The sequence below is a fragment of the Achromobacter sp. 1011791174 genome, from assembly GCF_059760925.1.
In genome coordinates, this window is the sequence record NZ_JCBANH010000074.1 from 1 (window position 1) to 22,379 (window position 22,379).

A 22,379-nucleotide genomic window follows, 5' to 3' on the forward strand; every position below is an offset into this window, starting at 1 on the left:
CTACGCGCCCAGCTTCTGCATCAGGTACTGGTGCACGTTGAAGGGCTTTGCGCGGCTTTTCACCCGGACGTAATCGCCGTCGGGCAGTTGCTGCCAGGACAGCTGGTTGTCGCGCAGCGCGTAGGTGAAGGCTTCGTCGATGACGCGCTTCTTGAGCGTCTTGTCGTAGATCGGGAAGGCGATCTCGACGCGGCGGAAGAAATTGCGGTCCATCCAGTCCGCCGAGGACAGGTAGACGATCTCGTCGCCGTCGGCGTAGAAATAGAAAACACGCGAATGCTCCAGGAAGCGCCCGACGATGGAGCGCACCCGGATGTTCTCGGACAGGCCCGGCACGCCCGCGCGCAGCGCGCATACGCCGCGCACGATCAGGTCGATCTTGACGCCGGCCTGGCTGGCCTTGTACAGCTCTTCGATGATCTGCTCTTCCAGCAGCGAGTTCATCTTGGCCATGATGCGCGCGCGCTTGCCGGCCCGGGCCGCGCGCGCCTCGGCGCGGATCAGCTCGACCATGCCTTCGTGCATGGTGAAGGGCGACTGCATCAGCGACTTGAGCGCGCGGCGCGCGCCCAGCCCGGTCAGCTGGGCGAAGACCTTGTCCATGTCCTCGCACAGCTTGGGATCGGCGGTCAGCAGGCCGAAGTCGGTGTACAGGCGCGCGGTACGAGGATGGTAATTGCCGGTGCCCAGGTGGGCGTAGCGGCGCAGCCGGCCCTTTTCGCGGCGCAGCACCACGGCCATCTTGGCGTGCGTCTTGTGCGCCACCACGCCGTAGACCACGTGCGCGCCCACTTCCTCGAGCTTGGAGGCCCAGTTGATATTGGTCTGCTCGTCGAAGCGCGCCATCAGCTCCACCACCACCGTCACCTCCTTGCCGGCGCGAGCGGCGGCCAGCAGGATCTTCATCAGCTCGGAATCCTCGCCGGTGCGGTAGATGGTCTGCTTGATCGCCATCACGTCCGGATCCAGCGCGGCGGCTGTCAGGAAATCGATGACGGGCTGGAACGACTGGTACGGATGGTGCAGCAGCCGGTCCTGCTCGGCCACCGCCTCGAACAGCTCGGCGGGCTTGTCGCCGACGCGGTCGAACGGCGCCTGCACCGGCGCGCGGTAGTCGGGGAACAGCAACTCGGGACGCGTGTTGGCATTGCACAGCTGCATCAGGCGCGACAGGTTCACCGGCCCGGGCACGCGGTAGGTGTCCTCGGGCTTGAGCGAGAACTCGCGCTGCAGGAAGGTCTCCAGCTCGGGCGGCGTCATCTTGTCGATCTCGAGCCGCACGGCGGCGCCGAAATTGCGCTGCGACAGCTCGCCCTGCAAGGCATGGCGCAGATTGGTGACTTCTTCCTCGTCCACGAACAGGTCGCTGTTGCGCGTGACGCGCCACTGGTAGCAGCCCAGCATCTCCAGGCCGGGGAACAGCTCGCCCACGAAGGCGCGCAGCAGCGAAGTCAGCAGGATGTAGCCTTCCGGATGGCCGGACAGCTCGGGCGGCATCTTGATCAGGCGCGGCAGCGCGCGCGGCGCCTGCACCACGGCGATCGACGCCTGGCGGCCGAAGGCGTCGGCGCCGGACAGCGACACGATGAAATTCAGGCTCTTGTTGTAGACGCGCGGAAACGGGTGCGCCGGATCCAGTCCGATAGGGGTCAGGAGCGGCATCACGTCGCGGATGAAGACCTCGTGCGCCCATTCCTGCTGCTGCGGGTTCCACTCGGAGGCATGGTGCAGGGCGATGCCCTCGGCCTGCATGGCCGGCAGGATTTCGTCGTTGAGCAGCGCGTACTGCCGCGTCACCAGTTCATGGACGGCGCGCTGCACGTTGTCGAAAGCCTGGTCCGGCGTCATGCCGTCCGGGCCGACCAGGTTGGGCGACTGGCGCTGCTGCTCCTTGAGGCTGGAAATCCGGATCTCGAAGAACTCGTCCAGGTTGGAGCTGAGGATGCACACGTAGCGCAGACGCTCCAGCAGGGGAGTCGTGGGACTTTCCGCCATCGCCAGCACGCGTTCGTTGAATTTGAGCAGCGACAACTCTCGATTCAGCAGCCAGGGCTCTGCGGGCGGGCGTGTGGTCATACCAGATTCCATACATGAAGAGAGCGTGAGGTTTTACTTCAAAATCGTGACGTTTCCGTGACACATGCTGCAAACGTAGGGTACGACAAAACCGGGACGCATGGATGTCGCCCTGCGCGCGCCAAGCCCCTGTTCCATAAGAGAAAACCCGAATCCGGGGGGACTGTCACATGAGGTATCTATAATCGGGCCACTCTTACAGCCATCATCACGAGCCGCATGGATCAACTTCTGGCCGCCGTGGACCTCGGGTCCAACAGCTTCCGCCTCTCCATCGGACGCATCGTCCAGCAAGACGGTACGCCCCAGATCTATCAGATCGATCGTCTCAAGGAAACCGTCCGGCTGGCCGCCGGACTGGACACCGAAAAGCGCCTTGGCGACGAGGCCATCGAACGCGCCATCGCGGTGCTGGAACGCTTCGGCGAACGCCTGCGCAGCTTCCACCCCAACCGCGTGCGCGCGGTGGCCACGAACACCTTCCGCGTCGCCCGCAACACCCGCGATTTCCTGCCCCGCGCCGAAGCCGCGCTGGGCTTTCCCATCGAAGTCATCGCCGGCCGCGAAGAAGCCCGCCTGATCTTTTCGGGCGTGGTCCATACCCTGCCCCCCTCGCCCAACAAGCGCCTGGTCATCGACATCGGCGGCGGCTCGACCGAGGTCATCATCGGCAAGAGCCATGAGCCCACGCTGATGTCCTCGCTGTACATGGGCTGCGTCAGCTACAGCCGCCAGTTCTTCTCGGACGGCGTGATCGACGCGCACCAGATGAAGCAGGCCGAGCTGGCCGCCCGCCGCGAGATCGAAGTGATCGCCAAGCAGTACCGCAAGACCGGCTGGAAGGAAGCCTACGGCTCGTCCGGCACGGCCAAGGCGCTGTTCGCCATCCTGACCGAAGGAGGCATGTCCGACCGCGGCATCACGCGCGCCGGCCTGTCCAAGCTGAAGGATCGCATCGTCCGCGCCGGGCGCGTCGTGCCGTCGGAATTGCCCGGCATCAAGGTCGAGCGCGCCGACGTGCTGCCCGGCGGGCTGGCCATCATGAGCGCGCTGTTCGACGAGCTGGGCATCGAGGTCATGCACACGGGCGACGGCGCACTGCGGCTGGGCGTGCTGTACGACCTGCTGGGCCGCGACGTCGAGCACGACAAGCGCGACGAATCCGTGCGTCAGTTCATGAAGCGCTATCACGTGGACGCGAACCAGGCCCGCCGCGTGCATCACGCCGCGCTCTCGCTGTTCGACGCCATGATGCCCGAAGGCGCCGAACGCGCCGAGCTGCGCACCGCGCTGGGCTGGGCCGCCGACCTGCATGAAGTGGGCCTGTCGATCGCGCACAACGCGTACCACAAGCACACTGCCTACGTGCTGGAAAACGCCGACATGCCGGGCTTCTCGCGCGCCGACCAGCAGCTGCTGGCGCTGCTGGCGCTGGGCCACCAGGGTAAGCTGAGCAAGCTGGAGCCGCTGGTGCGCAACCACGCCCAATGGACCGCCATCCTCAGCCTGCGCCTGGCCGTGCTGCTGTTCCGCCGCCGCGGCGAGATCGAGCCGCTGCCGCTGACCGCGTCGGTGCGCGGCGACTCCATCGTCGTGCGCGTGAACAAGGAATGGCTGGCCCAGCACCCTCTCAGCGATTTCACGCTGCGCGCCGAGGAAGCCGAATGGTCCAAGGTGGGCTTTTCGTTCCAGGTGCTGGAGTTCTGACGGCGACGGCGCCCGGCTTCGCGCTTCCGACGCCCCCGGTCTTGGGGGCGTTTCTTTTCCATTCTTGAACGCGAAGGATCGGGCGAGCCCGGAACCGCCGGCCAGCCTATGAAAAAAACCAGCGTGGCGCTTGCGCGGCACGCTGGCTTTTTTTTTCAAGCGGATCAAAAAGGCGACAAGTCCGTCTGCCTTTCCAGACGCCGCAATTCCTGACGCAAAGGCCGCGTGGCCCGCCGTATCAGTTTGATCTTCATACGACGGAACAGGCGGCGCATGATCAGCGCTGCCCGGTCGGGGCGGGTTGATCGAGGCCGAAGTGGCGGCGATAGCGCTCGTCCATGCCGTCCATCTTCAGCAGCACCGGGAAGTCGGCGGCGTTGAAATCCGGATCCCAGGCGGGCTGGCCGCAGACGCGCGCGCCCAGTTTCAGGTAGCCCTTGATCAGCGGCGGCACGCGGGCCGGCAGCGTGCTATTGAGCTTTTCCACCGGGTAGCGGTGCAGCGGCTCGACATACGGCTCATCGCCCTGCGGCAGCTGCTTGGAGATGGTGCGCCACACTTCGGCGGCGGTGACGCCGTCGTCGCGCAGGCTGACGCTGGCGCAGCCCAGCACGTACTGGTAGCCGCCACGGCGCAGGTACTCGGCCAGGCCGGACCACAGCAGCATGATGACGGTGCCGTTGCGATAGTCGGCGTGCGTGCACGAGCGGCCGACTTCCACCAGCTCGTCGCGGATCGGACCCAGGCCCGAGAGATCGAATTCGGATTCGGAGTAGTAGCCGCCGGCCTCCCGGGCTTTTTCCGGGGTCAGGATGCGGTATGTACCCACCACACGGCCGGTGTCGAGTTCGCGAACCATCAGATGTTCGCAAAACGGGTCGAAGCGATCATGCTCGACACCGTCCTGGGCATCGGGAAAGACCGCGCCCATATCCTCTGTGAAGACGTCGTAGCGCAGACGTTGGATCTGCTCGATTTCGTCTGCCGTGCGCGCCAGGCCGACCACCAGCACCTTGGGGGCGGGGCCCGTCCACGGTTCGGCGGCATTACGGCTTGGGTTGATGCGTGCTAGTTCCAGCATTGCGCGAAGCTCCTAGAGAGTCCGGTCAGTTTGGACGCCCTGTATGTCAAAGACTTGACCAATATGTTACGTGACTATGAAGTTTAGTTCGGAGCAGATAGACGGTATTTCCGCAAAGCTCAACAAAACTTTACAAATCAATACGCGGAAACAACAAAGAAGGGCCACCCGCCGTCATGCGGCGGATGGCCCTGCCCGGGCGCCCGAGCGGAATCACCCCAGGCTGGCCGCGAGCTTCTCGGCGCTGGACACGGCCAGCGCCTCGTCTTCGGCTTCCACCATCAGGCGCAGCTTGGGCTCGGTGCCCGAGGCGCGGATCAGGATCCGGCCACGGCCCGCAAGCTCGGCCTCGACCGACTGGCGCGCGGCCGACAGGCCGGCATGGGTCTTCCAGTCCTGACCCGGCGCCAGCGGCACGTTGATCATCTTCTGCGGATACATGCGCAGCTCGCCCAGCCATTCGGACATGGTGGCCTGGTTGCGGCGCAGCGCGGTCAGCACCTGCAAGGCGGCGATGATGCCGTCGCCCGTCGTATGGCAGTCCAGGCACAGCAGGTGGCCGGAGCTTTCGCCGCCATAGAGCCAGCCGCGATTCTGCATCTGCTCCAGCACATAGCGGTCGCCGACGTTGGCGCGCTCGAAGCCCACGCCCAGGCGCTGCATCTCGCGCTCGAAACCGAAGTTGGTCATCAGGGTGCCAACAACGCCGTCGACCTTGCCGCGCTGCATGCGCTCGCGCACGATGGCGTACAGGAGTTCATCGCCGTTGTAGATGCGGCCGTCGCCATCGACCATCTGCAGGCGATCGGCGTCGCCGTCCAGCGCGATGCCGACCTGGGCGCCACGGGCCTGCACCTCGCGCGCCAGCAGCTCGGGATGCAGCGCGCCCACGCCCTTGTTGATGTTGAAGCCGTCCGGATGCACGCCGATGGCGTGCACCTCGGCGCCCAGCTCGCGGAACACGTGCGGCGCGATGTTGTAGGCGGCGCCGTGGGCGGCGTCGACCACGATGGACATGCCGTTCAGGTCCAGGTCGTTGGGGAAGGTGCTCTTGCAGAATTCGATGTAGCGGCCCTGCGCGTCGGACATGCGGCGGGCGCGGCCCAACCCCTCGGACCCGACACAGCCCAGCGGCTCGTCCAGCGCGGCCTCGATATCGGCCTCGATGTCGTCGGGCAGCTTCATGCCCTGCGCCGAGAAGAACTTGATGCCGTTGTCCTGGTAGGGATTGTGCGAGGCGCTGATGACGATGCCCGCCACCAGGCGCAGCGCACGGGTCAGGTAGGCGACGGCCGGCGTCGGGATGGGACCGGCCAGCAGCACGTCGATGCCCGCCGCCGACAGCCCGGCTTCCAGGGCGGATTCCAGCATGTAGCCCGAGATGCGCGTGTCCTTGCCGATCACCACCTGCGGGCGGCTGCCGCCGCGCACCGCGTGTTCACGGGCCAGCACGCGCCCGGCGGCGTAACCCAGGCGCAGCGCGAATTCCGCGTTGATCACCGGGCCGCCGACTTCGCCGCGAACCCCGTCGGTACCAAAATACTTGCGTCGAATCATGAACAAATTGCTCCTTGTTCAGCCGCCTGCCAGACCTTCAGCGCGTCGACCGTGGCGGCCACATCGTGCACCCGCACGATGGACGCGCCACGCGCCACGCAGGCCAGGGCGGCGGCAATGCTGCCAGGCAGCCGGTCGTCGACGGACCGGCCGGTGGCCTGCCCGATCATGTTCTTGCGCGACAGGCCGATCAGCAGCGGATAGCTGGAACTGCGCAGGCTGGACAACCGGCGCAGCAGTTGGAAGTTCTGGTCCGCCGTCTTGCCGAAGCCGAAGCCCGGATCCAGCACGATGCGGCGGGGGTCCACCCAGGCGGCGCGCAGCTTCTGCGCGCGCGATCCCAGGAACAGGCCGATCTCGCCGATCAGGTCGGTGTACTCGGGCGGGCTGGCCTGCATGGTGCGCGGCTCGCCCTTCATGTGCATCACGCACAACCCGCAGCGCGACTGCGCCACCGCCTCGATGGCGCCGGGCTGCCGGAAGCCGTAGATGTCGTTGATCATGTCGGCGCCGGCATCCAGCACGGCGCGCATGACTTCGGGCTTGAAGGTGTCGATCGACAGGGGCACGCCGCAATCGCGCAGCGCCTCGATCACCGGCAGCAGGCGCGCCAGCTCGTCGGCGGCCGAGACGGGCTCGGCGCCGGGGCGGGTGGATTCCCCGCCCAGGTCCAGGATGTGCGCACCTTCGGCGATCAGGCCGCGCGCGTGCGCCACCGCCGAGTCGGTGTCGTCATGCCGGCCGCCATCGGAAAAGGAATCCGGTGTGACATTGACGATACCCATGACAAGCGGGCGCTCGAGATCGAACTCGAAGCGCCCGCAAAGAAAGTTATTCGCCATGACTCAGTATGGCAAACCTCAGACGGCGGCTGCCGTGTTGCCGCCGGCGGCCAGCCCGGTGGGCGGCGTGTCGGAGGTGTCGGACGGGCCCTGCGGCGTCTTCGGGGGACGCGGCGGGCGGCCCTCGATGATGTCGTTGATCTGGTCGGCGTCGATGGTTTCCCATTCGAGCAGCGCCGAGGTCATCACTTCGACCTTGTCGCGGTTGTCTTCCAGGATCTTGCGCGCGACGCTGTACTGCTCGTCGATGATGCGGCGGATCTCGGTGTCCACCTTCTGCATGGTGGCTTCGGACATGTGCGTGGTCTTGGTGACGCTGCGGCCCAGGAACACTTCGCCTTCGTTCTCGGCATAGACCATGGGGCCCAGCTCGTCGGTCATGCCGTAGCGCGTGACGATGTCGCGGGCGATGGCGGTGGCGCGTTCGAAGTCGTTCGAGGCGCCCGTCGTCATCTGGTCCATGAAGATTTCTTCGGCGATGCGGCCGCCGAACAGCACGGCGATGGTGGACAGCAGGCGGCCCTTGTCCATGCTGTAGCGGTCGGTCTCAGGCAGCTGCATGGTCACGCCCAGCGCGCGGCCGCGCGGGATGATGGTGACCTTGTGGACCGGGTCGGTCTTGGGCAGCAGGCGGGCGACGATCGCGTGGCCGGACTCGTGGTACGCGGTGTTCTTGCGTTCCTCTTCGGGCATCACGATGGAGCGGCGTTCCGCGCCCATGATGATCTTGTCCTTGGCCTTTTCGAAGTCGGACATGTCGACCGTGCGGCCATTGCGGCGGGCGGCGAACAGGGCGGCCTCGTTGACCAGGTTGGCCAGGTCGGCGCCGGAGAAGCCCGGCGTGCCGCGCGCCAGGACGGTCGCGTCGACGTTCGGCGACAGCGGAACCTTGCGCATGTGGACCTTCAGGATCTGCTCGCGGCCGCGGATATCGGGCAGCGGCACCACGACCTGGCGGTCGAAGCGGCCCGGACGCAGCAGCGCCGGGTCGAGCACGTCGGGACGGTTGGTCGCGGCGATCACGATGACGCCCTGGCCCGACTCGAAGCCGTCCATCTCGACCAGCATCTGGTTCAGGGTCTGCTCGCGTTCGTCGTTGCCGCCGCCCAGGCCGGCGCCACGCTGGCGGCCGACCGCGTCGATTTCGTCGATGAAGATGATGCAGGGCGCGTGCTTCTTGGCGTTCTCGAACATGTCGCGCACGCGGGCCGCGCCCACGCCGACGAACATTTCAACGAAGTCGGAACCCGAGATGCTGAAGAACGGCACCTTGGCCTCGCCGGCGATGGCCTTGGCCAGCAGCGTCTTGCCGGTACCGGGCGAGCCGACCATCAGCACGCCGCGCGGAATGCGACCGCCCAGCTTCTGGAACTTGCTCGGGTCGCGCAGGAAGTCGACCAGTTCCTGAACGTCTTCCTTGGCTTCGTCGCAGCCGGCCACGTCCACGAAGGTGATCTGGTTGGTGTTCTCGTCAAGCATGCGGGCGCGCGACTTGCCGAAGCTGAACGCGCCGCCACGACCGCCGCCCTGCATCTGGCGCATGAAGAACACCCAGACGCCGATCAGCAGCAGCATGGGGAACCAGGACACGAAGATGCTCATCAGCAGCGACTGCTCTTCGCGCGGCTTGCCCGACACCTGCACGCCGTACTTCAGCAGGTCGGAGACCATCCAGAGGTCGCCCGGCGAGGTCAGCGTGTAGGCGCGACCGGCGTCCGGGGTGACGTACAGCACGTCGCCGCCAGGACCACCCTGCACGTCCACCTTGCGGATGCGTCCCGCCTTGGCGTCGTCCATGAACTGCGTGTAGGTCACGCCGTCCTGGGTCTGGGCGCGTCCGTCAAACTGCTTGAAGACGGTGAACAGCACAAGGGCTATCACCATCCAGACAGCGACTTTCGAAAATGAGTTGTTCAAGGTCGATCTCCTGCTTTCGATTCCGACCGGCGACTGCGCACCCGCGTATGGCACAGTCACAAGTATGTCAATAGCCCATTCTACCCTGACGGACTGCGTTGCGTCCTGGGAGGCCTGGGAGCCGTAGGGTTACGTCTGATTCGAGGTTTTTCCGGTCGCTGTCTCGCTGGCCAGTCCAGGGGCTGGCCGTGGTTTTGTGGCGCCGGAGCGCCAGGCTCCGGCAGGGCTACTTCAGATCACGGGCGACCAGAAAGGTTTCCGAGGACTTGTCCCGGGACGCCTTCGGCTTGCGCTCGACCACCCGCTTGAAGCGCTGCTTGAAGGACTGCACGATCTGCGAAAAGCCGCTGCCGTGGAAAGCCTTGACTATCAACACCCCGTTGGGCTTGAGATGGGCGCAGGAAAACTCCATCGCCAGCTCGCAGACATGCTGGATGCGCGCGGCGTCCGCGATGCCTACCCCGGACAAGTTGGGGGCCATGTCGGAAATAACAAGATCCACGGCGCGGGATCCCACCATTTCCTCCAATTGTTTCAGGACTTCGTCCTCGCGGAAGTCGCCCTGGATGAATTCCACCCCCGCCACGGGCTCCATGGGCAGGATGTCCAGGGCGATGATGCGCCCGTCCACGATCCCGCCCGGCCCCGCCAGGCGCTCGCGCGCGACCTGGGACCAGCTGCCGGGCGCCGAGCCCAGGTCGACCACCAGGTCGCCGCGGCGCATCAGCTTTTCGGTGTCCAGGATCTCTATGAGCTTGAACGCCGCCCGGGCCCGATAGCCCTTCTGTTGCGCCAGCTTCACATAGGGATCGTTGATGTGCTGGTGAATCCAGTCTTTGGAGAATTTATTTTTGGCCATTACCGTACAATTCCACGCATGCCTATATTAGAACTTACCTCTCGCGAGCGCAGCGACCTTCGGTCCGCCGCTCACCCCCTGCGCCCCGTCGTCCTGATCGGCGACAACGGCCTGACCGAGGCCGTGCTCAAGGAAATCGACCGGGCGCTGACTTCCCATGGCCTGATCAAGGTCCGCGCCGGCGGTGACGATCGCGAGGCGCGCGAGGCCATGCTGTCGGAAATCTGCGACAAGCTGTCCTGCGCCCCGGTACACCACCTGGGCAAGACGCTGATCCTGTTCCGCCAGCTGCCGGGCAACATCAAGCCCGCCGCACTGGCCGCCCTGGAGCCCGAACGTCCCGCCAAGCGCCGCGCCTCCGAGCCGCATACGCCCAAGAAGCTCGCCGCCGAAGGCAAGACGCTGTCCAAGCGCCCGGCGCGCCGGGCCGACCCGGACGAAGCCCCGGCCAAGCCGGCGCGCGTCCCGGCCAGCGAGCTCAACAAGAACGGCAAGCCCATGCGCCCGAGCACCCGCAAGGCATCCGGCAGCGCCCACGCGATTCCGCGCCGCGCGGGCAGCGCGCTCAGCCTGCGCGCCGGAGCCCGCAGCGGCACCAGCCGCCGCTCGTCGTCCAAGCGCTGAGTCCGGAACAAGCAAAACCATCCGGCGCAGCGCCTGTTTGCGCCGGGACTGCCCCCGCCAGGGGGCTTTTTTTCGTCTCGGGACCGCCCCGCGACGAAGTAGCCCTGGGCGCAGCGCCATCCAACACCGGGGTCGGGTCGGACGAGGAACCCGCGGCAACAAAAACGGGCGCATTACGCGCCCGATCCACCATAAGCGGTCCGCATGTTATCGCGGATTGCCGATGAACGTGAAGTTCAACCTATGGTGTTTTGATGGTCTACAGCTAAATGGGCAGCTGCGTCAGATGTAACGCACGCCCAGGACTTCATACTCGCGCACGCCGGCCGGGGCCAGGACCTCGACGACGTCGCCTTCGCTCTTGCCGATCAGCGCGCGGGCCACGGGGCTCGACACGGAGATCAGATTCGACTTGATGTCGGCTTCCACGTCGCCGACGATCTGGTAGGTCAGGCGGTCGCCCGAATCCAGGTCTTCGATATCGACGGTGGCGCCAAATACCGCCCGGCCTTCCGCGTCCAGCGAGGACGGGTCGATCAGGTGAGCGTTGGACAGCGTGCCTTCAAGCTCGGCAATGCGGCCCTCGATAAAGCCCTGACGCTCGCGCGCGGCGTCGTATTCGGCATTTTCCGACAGATCGCCTTGCGCACGCGCTTCAGCGATGGCGTTGATAACGGCAGGACGTTCCACGGTTTTCAGCCGCTGGAGCTCTTCTTGCAAGCGCTCGGCCCCGCGCACGGTCAAAGGAATGGCAGACATGTCGTTTCCCAAACAAAAGTAGAAAACGCCCCCGACGGAGCGTTCTCGGTGTGAAGGCCGTAGGCCTGTCTCTCGCGCCGCCGTTGCTGCGTGGCGACTGTTGCGGGACGGCGGGATCAGGGAAGGCGCAAGGCTGAACCCGATCGGTTTCCCCTTTGCCCGCTCTGATCGGCCGGCCGGCGAGGCGGCGGGCTGCGACCAAAACAAAACCCCGGCTCGGGTCGGAACCGGGGCAATCAAGGTCATATTGTGGTCAAAGTTCGGACGAATTGCAAGCCGCCGGAAAAACCGTCGTTTTCCGCGCATTTCGCCGCCGTAACCCGCGAGAAACCGGCGTTTCCACGCAAGAAACCGCCAGATGCGGGCTGTGCCAGCTGACAAACACCAAGAACTCTCCAGGCTTTGCGCGAGCTTTCCGCTCCAGCTGCATCCATCCGCCAACACTGCGGTGCCCGGGGCAGACTGCCATTTCAGGATGACCGCGCCCGCCTGCGCGCCGCTTTCGACCCTCCGCCCATTCCCACCGTCTTCACCCGCTGTTTATTACGAATAAATCGTTCGTTGCATAAAAGATACTGCCCAATATCGACACGGTTTTTGATAGCCGCGCGTGTGTAAAAAACCGTAGTCAAAATGCCCAAAGAAGGTATAACCGGAAAGTTGCTTTATTAATGAACAATTAAAAACAACCGGCATTTCAACCGGCGCTTCTCTTTATTACTAAAACGGGGTCGCGGAGTTTCTTCCAAAAACTCACCGCGAGAACGATTGATTGTGCGTGTTGCAGTCCGGCGGATGCATCGCAGTCATTCGGCGCGACATCCGCCTCCCATGGCGCTGTCCGGGCGGGGGAATTTCCCGGCGCGCGATGGGTCGCGTTCAAGACCGAGGAGCTATCTCATGCTGGAAAAACTGAAAGTCCGTACCGGAATGCTGCTGGTGCTGTTCTGCTTCGTTACTGCCTTGGCGCTCGCTTGCGGGCTGGGCTGGATTAATGCCCAGCGCAGCGTCGCGGAAATAGAAGACCTGAATAATGTCGCCGTGCACCAGGTCGACCCGTTGTATGAAGCGAACGGCGCCCTGCTGCGCACCCGCCTGGCCTTGGATGCGACCATATCCGAGCTGCAATCCGGTTCCGCGGATCAGGCGGCGATATTCCTCCAGACCGCCAACAGCCAATTGCAAATGGCGCGTGAACGCTATGCCAGGTATATGGCCGTGCCCAAGACCGAGCGCGGACAACAACTGGCGCAAACGCTGCAGGCCCGGTTCAGCGAATACGCCGCCGCCCTGGATGCGCAGTATTCCGCGCTGAAGGAAAACGCCGTCCCTCGCTACCAGGAAGGGCAGCGCAAGCTGCGCCAGATCGATGAAGGCTTCACCAAGGACATGCAGGCCTTCCTGGGCCGGGTGGCCGAGCGCAGCGACGCGGTGCTCGACAGCTCGCAGCGGACCTACGCCTCGGCCCGGATTTCGGCCATCGCCCTGCTGTCCACCGCCCTGCTGCTGGCCGCGTTGTGCTGGGCCTTCATCCGCCGCGGCGTGCTGCTGCCGCTGCGGGAAGCCGGCATGCACTTCGACCGCATCGCGGGCGGCGACCTTACCAGTCGGGTGGAAACCCGTTCCAACAATGAAATCGGCGCCCTGTTCGCGGCGCTCAAGCGCATGCAGGAGGGTCTGACCCGCACCGTTTCAACGGTGCGCCAGGGCGTGGACGAGATCAACATCGGCTCGGCCGAGATCGCCGCCGGCAACGCCAACCTGTCCAGCCGCACGGAAGAACAGGCCGCCGCGCTGGAGCAGACCGCCGCCACCATGGAACAGCTGGCGGCCACGGTGAAGCAGAACGCCGACAACGCCGCCCAGGCCAACCAGCTCGCGGCCGTCAGCATGGAAGTGGCGCAACGCGGCGGGCAGACCGTGGGCCAGGTGGTCCAGACCATGCAGGGCATTTCGGACAGCTCGAAACGCATCGCCGACATCGTTTCGGTCATCGACGGCATCGCCTTCCAGACGAATATCCTGGCCCTGAACGCCGCCGTGGAAGCCGCGCGCGCCGGCGAACAGGGCAAGGGCTTCGCGGTCGTCGCCGGCGAAGTCCGCACGCTGGCCCAGCGGGCGGCTCAGGCAGCCAAGGAAATCAAGACCCTGATCGAAACCTCGGTGGACACCGTGGCGTCGGGCTCGGCCCACGTCACGGCCGCCGGCCAGACCATGCAGGAAATCGTGACCTCGGTGCAGCGCGTGGCCGACATCATGGGCGAAATCTCGGCGGCCTCGGCCGAGCAGGCCGGCGGCATCGACCAGATCACCCTGGCGGTATCGCAGATGGACGAGGTGACGCAGCAGAACGCCGCGCTGGTGGAAGAGGCCTCGGCCGCCGCCTCGGCCATGGAGGACCAGGCGCGCAAGCTGGCCGAGGCCACGGCGGTGTTCAAGACCCAGTCGGGTCAGGTGATCGAGGCGGAACCGGCGGCCGTCCTGGCCCATGGCGCCCGGGCGACACGCCTGTCGCGCCCCTGAGCCAGGCAGGCCTGATCGGGCCGGGCGCTCCACGCCCGGCCCGGCGGGCCTTATTTCCTGCGACGCAGCAAGGCGTACAGGATGATGGCGCCGAACGTGGCGGTGCCGATCCCGCCCAGCGTGAAATTACCCAGCTTGACGGTGAAATCACCCGCGCCCAGCACCAGCGTGACCGCGGCCACGATCAGGTTGCGGTTGTCGCTGAAATCGACCTGGTTCACCACCCAGATACGGGCGCCGGCCACGGCGATCAGGCCAAACACCACGACCGACATGCCGCCCAGCACGGGCGCCGGGATGGTCTGGATCAGGGCGCCGAACTTGGGCGAGAAGCCCAGCACGATGGCGATCAGGGCCGCCACCACGAAGACCAGGGTGGAATAGATGCGGGTCACGGCCATCACGCCGATGTTCTCGGCATAGGTGGTGACGCCGGTGCCACCGACCGCGCCGGACACCATGGTGGCCACGCCGTCACCGACGAACGCGCGGCCCAGGTAGCGGTCCAGGTCCTGGCCCGTCATGGCGCTGACCGCCTTGACGTGGCCCAGGTTCTCGGCAACCAGAATGATGGCGACCGGCACGATCAGGCCCATGGCCTCGGCCTTGAACACCGGCGCCGCGAAATGAGGCAGGCCGAACCAGGCCGCCGCCGTCACGCCCGCGAACTCCACGGGCTTGCCCAGGCCCAGGACATTGGCGCAGATCACGTACACCACGCAGGCCAGGATCAGGCCCACCAGGATCAGCAGCCGCTGCACCATGCCGCGCGTGTACACGGCGATGCCGCCCACGCACAGAACGGTGACGAGGGCCATGGCGGTGTCGAAGCCCGACTGCCCCATCGCGCCCTTGGCCGCGATGGGCGCCAGGTTCAGGCCGATCACGGCCACCACGGCACCGGTCACCACCGGCGGCATCAGCGTGTCGATCCAGCCCGCCCCGCCGCCGGCGCGCGCATTGACGGCCCAGACGATCAGGCCGATCAGGGTATAGGCCAGGCCGCAGGCGATGATGGCGCCCAGCGCCACGCCGATATTGGCGTTGGCGCCGCCGCCCGCATAGCCGGTGACGGCGATGACGCCGCCGATGAAGGCGAAACTGGACCCCAGGTAGCTCGGCACCCGCCCGCCCACGAACAGAAAGAAGATCAGCGTGCCGATGCCCGACATCAGGATGGCGACGTTCGGATCGAACCCCATCAGCAGCGGCGCCAGCACCGTGGAGCCGAACATGGCGACCACGTGCTGCGCGCCCATGGCCACGTTCTTGGGCCAGGACAGCCTTTCGTCGGGCGCGATGATGACGCCGGGCTCGGCGTCGTCCGCCAGGCGCCAGCGCGGAAAGTACGATTTGGACATGGATTCCCCAGGATGTTGTCGGGTCGATGAGCCCGGACGGCGCCCGCTCCAGTGAGCCAAGCGACGGGCGGGCGCCAGTGTAAAGGCCCGCACGACCCCCCCGCAATATTTAAGTCCTCCCCCATAAAACATGTAACGCGCGCACCAGCGGGATGCCACGGATCCGGCTCCGCCGGTCCGTAGGCATGCCCCCTTGAGGGGGAGGCGCGCAAGCGCCTCGGGGGTGGGCCTTAATTTCAGCGCCAAAATGCCGTACTTGTCAGGACCTACCCCAGAAAATCACCAACAACGCGGGACTATCATGGCCATCAACCCTATCGGCAGCACCTCGAATAACGCCATGTTCGACCTCTGGAACCAGAAAATCCGGGCGAACAGAGAGGACAAGAGCGCGGACGGCTCGGATCCGGTCACCATCTCGGCGGACGGCAAGCTGCGTCTGAACGGCGAGCAAAGCGGCCTGAACGGCTCGAACAAGAAGGCCGAAGAGGCCGCGGACCTCGAGCCCAAGGAAGACGACGACATCTACACCCGCCAGATCAAGCAGTTGCTGCGCCAGCTGAGCAAGGTCATGGAGCAGATCCGCAAGATCGAGGCCAGCAGCATGCCGGCGGAGCAGAAATCGGAACAGCTGCAGTCCCTGAATTCGCAGGCCACGCAGATCATGGGCCAGATCCAGAAGGTCCTGATTGCCAAGGCCAAGGCGGCCAAGGCGGCCGGCTAGCCCTCTTCCCCTTCCGCTGCCGCACGCTTTCGGAGCCGCCCGTGCCCATCGATCCCATCAATGGCAGTTCCCACAGCAGCATGCTGGACCTGTGGGCACAGAAGATCCGCGCCAACAAGGAAGCCAAGGAGGCCGCCAGCACGGCCGACCCGGCCGACCCATCGGCCAGCGTGCGCGTCAACGGCGGCAAGTTGGGCAGTGTCGCCCAAAGCCAGGAATCCGCTTCGGCCGAACCCGAGGACGAATACACGCGTACCCTGAAGCAGCTCTATGCCCAGCTGGCGCGCGTGATGCAGCAATTGAAGGAAGCACAGAATGCCGACCTGCCCAGCGAGCAGAAGCTGGACCAGATTCAGACGCTGAACACGCAGGCGGTCAACATCCAGGGCATGATCGCCAAGGTCCAGTCCGAGCAGATGAAGAGCGCCGAACGGCGCGTGCGCGCGGCGCAGGGCTAGTGTGCTGCCCGGTGGATGCGTCCGCACTGCGGGACAGCGCACTAGTCGATGGGTGCGCGGTTAGCGCGACGCCGCGCGTCGCGTTAAGCTCCCGGGATCCCCTTCCCTTACCGCTACGTACCCCGCATGACTGAAATCTGGTTCATCCGCCACGGCGAAACCGACTGGAACCGCCAGCGCCGCCTGCAAGGCTGGCAAGACATTCCGCTGAACGAGGCCGGCCGGCAGCAGGCCGCGCAACTGGCCGCGCGCATGCGCGACGAGGCCGTCCAGACGCGCTTCGACGCCCTCTACAGCAGCGATCTGCAACGCGCCCGCGATACCGCTCAGCCCGTGGCCGAGCAACTGGACCTGCGCATCCGCACCGAGCCCGGCATCCGCGAACGCGGCTTCGGCGTGCTGGAAGGGTTGGATCTGGAACATATCGACACGCTGGCCCCGGCGGCCGCGGCCTCCTGGAAGAGCCGCGATCCGCTGCGCCCGCTGGACGGCGGCGAAACGCTGGGCCAGTTCCAGTCGCGCGTGATTTCCACGGTGGACGACATCGCCGCACGCCATGGCGGCGAGCGCATCATGCTGTTCACGCACGGCGGCGTGCTGGACATCGTCTGGCGCCACGCCAGCGGCGTGCCGCTCAACGCCCCGCGCGACGCGTCGATGCTGAACGTCAGCATCAACCGCGTCGGCGTGAGCGGTCGTGAATGGCAGGTGCTGGATTGGGGCGACGTCAGCCACGTGAGCGGCGAAACGCGCAACGACGTGGTGCGCTGACGCCCCGGGCGGACGGAATCAGCCCGCCTTGCGCGGCTTGCGCGGCGCGTTGCGCGCCAGCCTGTCATAGACCGCATTGGGCAACAGGCGCATCAGCCGCGCCACCACGCCCATCTGCCACGGAATCACCCGATACGACGCGCCGCGCTCGATGGCGACATGGGCGCGCCGGGCGAAATCCCCGGCATCCATCAGGAATGGCATCGAATAGGGGTTGTGCGCCGTCATCGCGGTCTTGATGTAGCCCGGCGCGATGGTCACGACCCGGATGCCGTCCCCCGCCAGTTCCAGCCTCAGGCTTTCGCAATAGGTCGTCACCGCCGACTTGGACGCGCTGTAGGCGCCCGCCCCCGGCAGCCCGCGCACGCCGGCCACGCTGGAAATTCCCACCAGCCGCCCGCCGCCGGCGTCGCGCATCGCGCCGACGAAAGGCTCGAAGGTCGCCACGGTGGCCAGCAGGTTGGTATCGACGATGGCCTTGAACACGTCATAGTCCTCGCCATGCTCGGTCAAGGTGCCGGCGCTGATGCCGGCGCTGGCGATCACCACGTCCACCCGCCCCTGGCAGAAGGCGATGAAATCCGTGGCGGCCGCATGCAGGGCCTGGCGGTCGCGCACGTCCACGGCATAGCAGCGGTGCTGTCCGGGCAGGCTGGCGGCCAATTCCCGCAAGGCCGTCTCGCGACGGCCCAGCAGGCCCAGGGTCGCGCCGGTCTCGGCGTAGCGCTGCGCCAGCGCGCGACCCAGGCCGCTGCTGGCGCCGGTGATGAAGACTCGGTTCATGACGGATGGAGAAGTCGGAAAGTAGGGGGACCGGCGGGCGGCGGGCAGAAAAAAGGCGGCGCCCCGTCACCGGAAAGCACCGCCTTCATGCTACAGCAAAGCCGCCCGGAACCTGCCTGGACGGATGCCGTGCGCTGGCCGTCCTACAGGAAGATCCAGGCCAGGATGCCGCCCACCAGCAGCCACTTGGTCAGGTAGTACAGCGGCTGGCTGCGCTTCTTCAGGGCCTTGCCGACCCGGCGCACCGCATACACGGCGCCGAAGATGCGGTTGATGCCGCCGGTCTTGTCGCCTTCCTGGTTGGGCGCGGCCGCCGCGCGCAGCAGGAAGCCGCCCACCACGCGGTTGACGGCCTGGGCCCAGCGAAAGCGCATCGGACGCTCGACGTCGGCGAACAGGATGATCCGGTTCTGATCCGTCTTGTTCTCGGCGTAGTGGATGAAGGTCTCGTCAAAGACCACGGCCTCGCCGTCGCGCCAGTAGTAGGTCTCGCCGTCGACATTGATGTAGCAGTCGGGGCTGTTGGGCGTGATCAGACCCATGTGAAAGCGCAGCGAACCGGCATAGGGATCGCGGTGGCGCGGCAGCCGGCTACCCGGGGGCAGCGAGGCGAACATGGCGGCCTTGATGTTCGGGATGCCCTTGAGCAGTTCCGTCGTGACCGGGCACAGCGCGCTGGCCGAGGGATGGTCGGCGTCATACCACTTCAGGTAGAAGCGCTTCCAGCCGCTCTTGAAGAACGAGTTGAAGCCGGCGTCGTTGTACTTGTCGGATGCCTTGATATGCCCGTCGCCGAACAGGCGCAAGGCCTCTTCGCGGATCTCGTCGCAACGGTCCAGCAGCACCTTCAGCTCGGGAAAGTCCTTCAGGTCCAGGTACGGCTGGTTCGGCACGCTGGAAAACGCGTACATGAAGCAGTTCAGCGGCGCGGTGAACGTGGAATGATCCAGCGCCTGCCGCGAGAACCTGTGCCTGACCCGGCCACGGAAATGCACGACCGTGGCGCAAACGATGAATAACGCAAGAATGAACCACTTCATCCCTACACCTCCAGAATGACTTCGGGCGTGCCACGCACGCCCGAGAGCCTTATTTGTCCGCCAGGGACGCGTGAAGTTCCTGCAACGGGTACACCTGCAGGCCCAGGCCTTGGCGCAGGTACTGCATGCCCTCAACGGCGGCGCGGGCGCCGGCGATGGTCGTGAAGAACGTCACGCGCGCGGCCAGCGACTGCGTGCGGATGGTGCGCGAGTCGGCGATGGCGTTGCGACGCTCTTCGACGGTGTTGATGACCAGCGAGATCTCGCCGTTCTTCACCATGTCGACGATGTGCGGACGACCTTCGGTGACCTTGTTCACCAGCTGCACCGGAATGCCGGCGGCCTCGATCTCGGCGGCCGTGCCGCGCGTGGCGACCAGTTTGAAGCCCAGGGCGTGCAGGCCGCGCGCCACTTCCACGGCGCGGGGCTTGTCCTGATTCTTCACGCTGATGAACGCCGTGCCGGATTCCGGCAGGCGCACGCCGGCGGCCAGCTGCGACTTGACGAAGGCTTCGCCGAAGCTGTTGCCCACGCCCATGACTTCGCCGGTCGACTTCATTTCCGGTCCCAGGATGGTGTCCACGCCCGGGAACTTGACGAACGGGAACACGGCTTCCTTGACCGAGAAGTAAGGCGGCACGACTTCCTTGGTGACACCCTGGTCGGCCAGCTTGCGGCCGGCCATGGCGCGCGCGGCGATCTTGGCCAGCTGCAGGCCGGTGGCCTTGGACACGTAGGGCACCGTGCGGGAGGCGCGCGGGTTCACTTCCAGCACGTAGACGTCGCCGCCCTGGATCGCGAACTGCACGTTCATCAGGCCGTTGACGTTCAGGGCCTTGGCCATCATCGCGGTCTGGCGCTTGATCTCGGCGATCACGTCGGCCGACAGCGAGTACGGCGGCAGGCTGCAGGCGGAGTCGCCCGAGTGCACGCCGGCCTGCTCGATGTGTTCCATAACGCCGCCGATGAAGACGGTTTCACCATCGGACAGGCAGTCCACGTCGACTTCGGTGGCGTTGTTCAGGAAGCGGTCCAGCAGCACCGGAGAATCGTTGCTGACCTTGACCGCTTCGCGCATGTAGCGCTCCAGGTCCTGCTGCTCGTGCACGATTTCCATCGCGCGGCCGCCCAGCACGTAGCTCGGGCGCACCACCAGCGGGTAGCCGATCTCGGCGGCGTGGGCCAGCGCTTCGTTCTCGGTGCGGGCCGTGCGGTTGGGCGGCTGGCGCAGACCGAGTTTGTGCAGCAGCTTCTGGAAGCGCTCGCGGTCCTCGGCCACGTCGATGGACTCGGGGCTGGTGCCGATGATGGGCACGCCATTGGCTTCCAGCGCGCGCGCCAGCTTCAGCGGAGTCTGGCCGCCGTACTGGACGATCATGCCGACCGGGTTTTCCTTGTGCACGATCTCCAGCACGTCTTCCAGCGTCAGCGGCTCGAAGTACAGGCGGTCGGAGGTGTCGTAGTCGGTGGACACGGTTTCCGGGTTGCAGTTGACCATGATGGTCTCGAACCCGTCGTCGCGCAGCGCCAGCGCGGCGTGCACGCAGCAGTAGTCGAACTCGATGCCCTGGCCGATGCGGTTCGGACCGCCGCCCAGCACCACGATCTTCTTGCGGTCGGTGGGCGCGGCTTCGCACTCTTCCTCGTAGGTCGAATACATGTAGGCCGTGCGGGTGGCGAACTCGGCGGCGCAGGTGTCCACGCGCTTGTACACGGGACGCACGTTGAGCTGGTGACGCAGCTTGCGCACCTCGGACTCGGACGAATCCAGCAGGAAGGCCAGGCGGCGGTCGGAGAAGCCGCGACGCTTCAGTTCCCACAGGGTGGCGTAATCCAGGTCGGACAGCGTCTTCTGCTCGAGCGCCAGTTCGATGTCGACGATTTCCTTGATCTGCGACAGGAACCACGGGTCGATGTGCGTGATGTTGTGCACTTCGTCCAGCGTGAAGCCCTGGGCGAAGGCGTCGCCCACGTACCAGATGCGCTCGGGGCCGGGCTCGCCCAGCTCGACCTGCAGCTTCTCGCGGTCGGTGGTCTTCTGGTTCAGGCCATCCACGCCGACTTCCAGCCCGCGCAGCGCCTTCTGGAACGATTCCTGGAAGGTACGGCCGATGGCCATGACTTCGCCGACCGACTTCATCTGGGTGGTCAGGCGCGCGTCGGCGGTGGGGAATTTCTCGAACGCGAAACGCGGCACCTTGGTGACCACGTAGTCGATCGAGGGCTCGAACGAGGCGGGCGTGGCGCCGCCGGTGATTTCGTTCTTCAGCTCATCGAGCGTGTAGCCGACGGCCAGGCGCGCGGCGACCTTGGCGATGGGGAAGCCGGTGGCCTTGGAGGCCAGCGCCGACGAACGCGACACGCGCGGGTTCATCTCGATGACGATCATGCGACCGTTCTTCGGGTTGACCGCGAACTGCACGTTCGAGCCGCCCGTGTCCACGCCGATCTCGCGCAGCACGGCGATCGACGCGTTGCGCATGATCTGGTATTCCTTGTCCGTCAGCGTCTGCGCCGGCGCCACGGTGATGGAGTCGCCGGTGTGCACGCCCATCGGATCCAGGTTCTCGATGGAGCAGACGATGATGCAGTTGTCCGCCTTGTCGCGGACCACTTCCATCTCGAATTCCTTCCAGCCCAGCAGCGATTCCTCGATCAGCAGCTCGCTGGTGGGCGAGGCTTCCAGGCCGCGGCGGCAGATGGTTTCGAATTCCTCGGCGTTGTAGGCGATGCCACCGCCCGAGCCGCCCATGGTGAAGCTGGGGCGGATCACGGCGGGGAAGCCCGAGGTGCCGACTTCCGCGGCGATGCGGCGCTGCACTTCCCAGGCTTCGTCCATGCTGTGGGCGACGCCCGACTTGGCCGATTCCAGACCGATGTCGGTCATGGCCTGCTTGAACTTCTGGCGGTCCTCGGCCTTCTCGATGGCGTGCTCGTTGGCGCCGATCAGCTCGACGTTGTGCTTCTTCAGCACGCCATGGTGAGCCAGGTCCAGCGCGCAGTTCAGCGCGGTCTGGCCGCCCATCGTGGGCAGCAGCGCATCGGGCTTCTCGCGCTCGATGATCTTCTCGACCGCCTGCCAGGTGATGGGCTCGATGTAGGTGACGTCGGCCGTTTCCGGGTCCGTCATGATGGTGGCCGGGTTGCTGTTCACCAGGATGGTGCGGTAGCCCTCGGCCTTGAGCGCCTTGCACGCCTGGGCGCCCGAATAGTCGAACTCGCAGGCCTGCCCGATGATGATGGGGCCGGCGCCGATGATGAGGATGCTTTTTAGGTCTGTACGCTTGGGCATGATGC

General features: G+C 65.8%; 17 protein-coding genes. 6 read left to right on the top strand and 11 right to left on the bottom strand.

Annotation, left to right across the window (positions count from 1 at the left end; all coding sequences use genetic code 11):
• A complete protein-coding gene (ppk1, locus tag AC6LJ5_RS21905) occupies positions 1-2,076 on the bottom strand; it encodes a polyphosphate kinase 1 (RefSeq protein ID WP_392409724.1) in 2,076 nt (691 codons plus the stop codon).
• A 219-nt stretch (positions 2,077-2,295) separates the two neighbouring features.
• Between ppk1 and ppx the strand changes: the two genes are divergently transcribed.
• Entirely contained in the window at positions 2,296-3,783 is a 1,488-nt protein-coding gene (ppx, locus tag AC6LJ5_RS21910; RefSeq protein ID WP_498141614.1) for an exopolyphosphatase, read from the top strand.
• 277 nt (positions 3,784-4,060) lie between these two features.
• On the opposite strand, the gene AC6LJ5_RS21915 is transcribed toward ppx, so the two are convergent.
• The 5 genes from AC6LJ5_RS21915 to AC6LJ5_RS21935 all read right to left on the bottom strand — a co-directional run bounded on the left by AC6LJ5_RS21915 (position 4,061) and on the right by AC6LJ5_RS21935 (position 10,039).
• On the bottom strand, positions 4,061-4,864 hold the full coding sequence (locus AC6LJ5_RS21915; protein WP_392409723.1) for a GNAT family N-acetyltransferase: 804 nt from the start codon (positions 4,862-4,864) through the stop codon (positions 4,061-4,063).
• Between the two features lie 213 nt (positions 4,865-5,077).
• Complete coding sequence (glmM, locus tag AC6LJ5_RS21920; RefSeq protein WP_103275733.1) at positions 5,078-6,421, bottom strand: phosphoglucosamine mutase; 1,344 nt, start codon at positions 6,419-6,421, stop codon at positions 5,078-5,080.
• A complete protein-coding gene (gene folP, locus AC6LJ5_RS21925; protein ID WP_103275734.1) occupies positions 6,418-7,263 on the bottom strand; it encodes a dihydropteroate synthase in 846 nt (281 codons plus the stop codon). Before folP ends, glmM begins: the two co-directional genes overlap by 4 nt.
• An 18-nt stretch (positions 7,264-7,281) precedes the next feature.
• Complete coding sequence (ftsH, locus tag AC6LJ5_RS21930; protein WP_103275735.1) at positions 7,282-9,180, bottom strand: ATP-dependent zinc metalloprotease FtsH; 1,899 nt, start codon at positions 9,178-9,180, stop codon at positions 7,282-7,284.
• Between the two features lie 226 nt (positions 9,181-9,406).
• Positions 9,407-10,039: an RlmE family RNA methyltransferase gene (locus tag AC6LJ5_RS21935; RefSeq protein WP_103275736.1), complete on the bottom strand. Its 633-nt coding sequence runs from the start codon at positions 10,037-10,039 to the stop codon at positions 9,407-9,409.
• 18 nt (positions 10,040-10,057) lie between these two features.
• Between AC6LJ5_RS21935 and AC6LJ5_RS21940 the strand changes: the two genes are divergently transcribed.
• On the top strand, positions 10,058-10,663 hold the full coding sequence (locus tag AC6LJ5_RS21940) for a YhbY family RNA-binding protein (RefSeq protein ID WP_103275737.1): 606 nt from the start codon (positions 10,058-10,060) through the stop codon (positions 10,661-10,663).
• A gap of 282 nt (positions 10,664-10,945) precedes the next feature.
• Here the strand turns inward: AC6LJ5_RS21940 and greA are convergent, their stop codons facing one another.
• Positions 10,946-11,422 (bottom strand): transcription elongation factor GreA, encoded by a 477-nt coding sequence (gene greA / locus AC6LJ5_RS21945; RefSeq protein WP_103275738.1) that lies wholly within the window; start codon positions 11,420-11,422, stop codon positions 10,946-10,948.
• A 900-nt stretch (positions 11,423-12,322) separates the two neighbouring features.
• Here greA and AC6LJ5_RS21950 point away from each other — a divergent pair.
• The gene (locus AC6LJ5_RS21950; protein WP_103275739.1) at positions 12,323-13,945 is read left to right on the top strand and encodes a methyl-accepting chemotaxis protein; all 1,623 of its coding nucleotides are present in this window, start codon (positions 12,323-12,325) and stop codon (positions 13,943-13,945) included.
• Positions 13,946-13,995: 50 nt separating this feature from the next.
• Here AC6LJ5_RS21950 and AC6LJ5_RS21955 read toward each other — a convergent pair whose 3' ends face one another.
• Positions 13,996-15,306: a solute carrier family 23 protein gene (locus tag AC6LJ5_RS21955; RefSeq protein WP_498141615.1), complete on the bottom strand. Its 1,311-nt coding sequence runs from the start codon at positions 15,304-15,306 to the stop codon at positions 13,996-13,998.
• Between the two features lie 301 nt (positions 15,307-15,607).
• On the opposite strand from AC6LJ5_RS21955, the gene AC6LJ5_RS21960 reads away from it, so the two are divergent.
• From AC6LJ5_RS21960 to AC6LJ5_RS21970, 3 genes are all read left to right on the top strand, one after another.
• A complete protein-coding gene (locus AC6LJ5_RS21960) occupies positions 15,608-16,030 on the top strand; it encodes a hypothetical protein (protein WP_103275741.1) in 423 nt (140 codons plus the stop codon).
• A gap of 41 nt (positions 16,031-16,071) precedes the next feature.
• Complete coding sequence (locus AC6LJ5_RS21965; RefSeq protein WP_103275742.1) at positions 16,072-16,488, top strand: hypothetical protein; 417 nt, start codon at positions 16,072-16,074, stop codon at positions 16,486-16,488.
• A gap of 126 nt (positions 16,489-16,614) precedes the next feature.
• Complete coding sequence (locus tag AC6LJ5_RS21970; protein ID WP_498141616.1) at positions 16,615-17,259, top strand: histidine phosphatase family protein; 645 nt, start codon at positions 16,615-16,617, stop codon at positions 17,257-17,259.
• 18 nt (positions 17,260-17,277) lie between these two features.
• On the opposite strand, the gene AC6LJ5_RS21975 is transcribed toward AC6LJ5_RS21970, so the two are convergent.
• The 3 genes from AC6LJ5_RS21975 to carB form a co-directional block, all read right to left on the bottom strand.
• The gene (locus AC6LJ5_RS21975; protein WP_103275744.1) at positions 17,278-18,042 is read right to left on the bottom strand and encodes an SDR family oxidoreductase; all 765 of its coding nucleotides are present in this window, start codon (positions 18,040-18,042) and stop codon (positions 17,278-17,280) included.
• A gap of 143 nt (positions 18,043-18,185) precedes the next feature.
• Entirely contained in the window at positions 18,186-19,082 is an 897-nt protein-coding gene (gene lpxO, locus AC6LJ5_RS21980; RefSeq protein ID WP_103275745.1) for a lipid A hydroxylase LpxO, read from the bottom strand.
• 49 nt (positions 19,083-19,131) lie between these two features.
• A complete protein-coding gene (carB, locus tag AC6LJ5_RS21985; protein WP_392409719.1) occupies positions 19,132-22,374 on the bottom strand; it encodes a carbamoyl-phosphate synthase large subunit in 3,243 nt (1,080 codons plus the stop codon).
• Positions 22,375-22,379 lie beyond the last annotated feature (5 nt).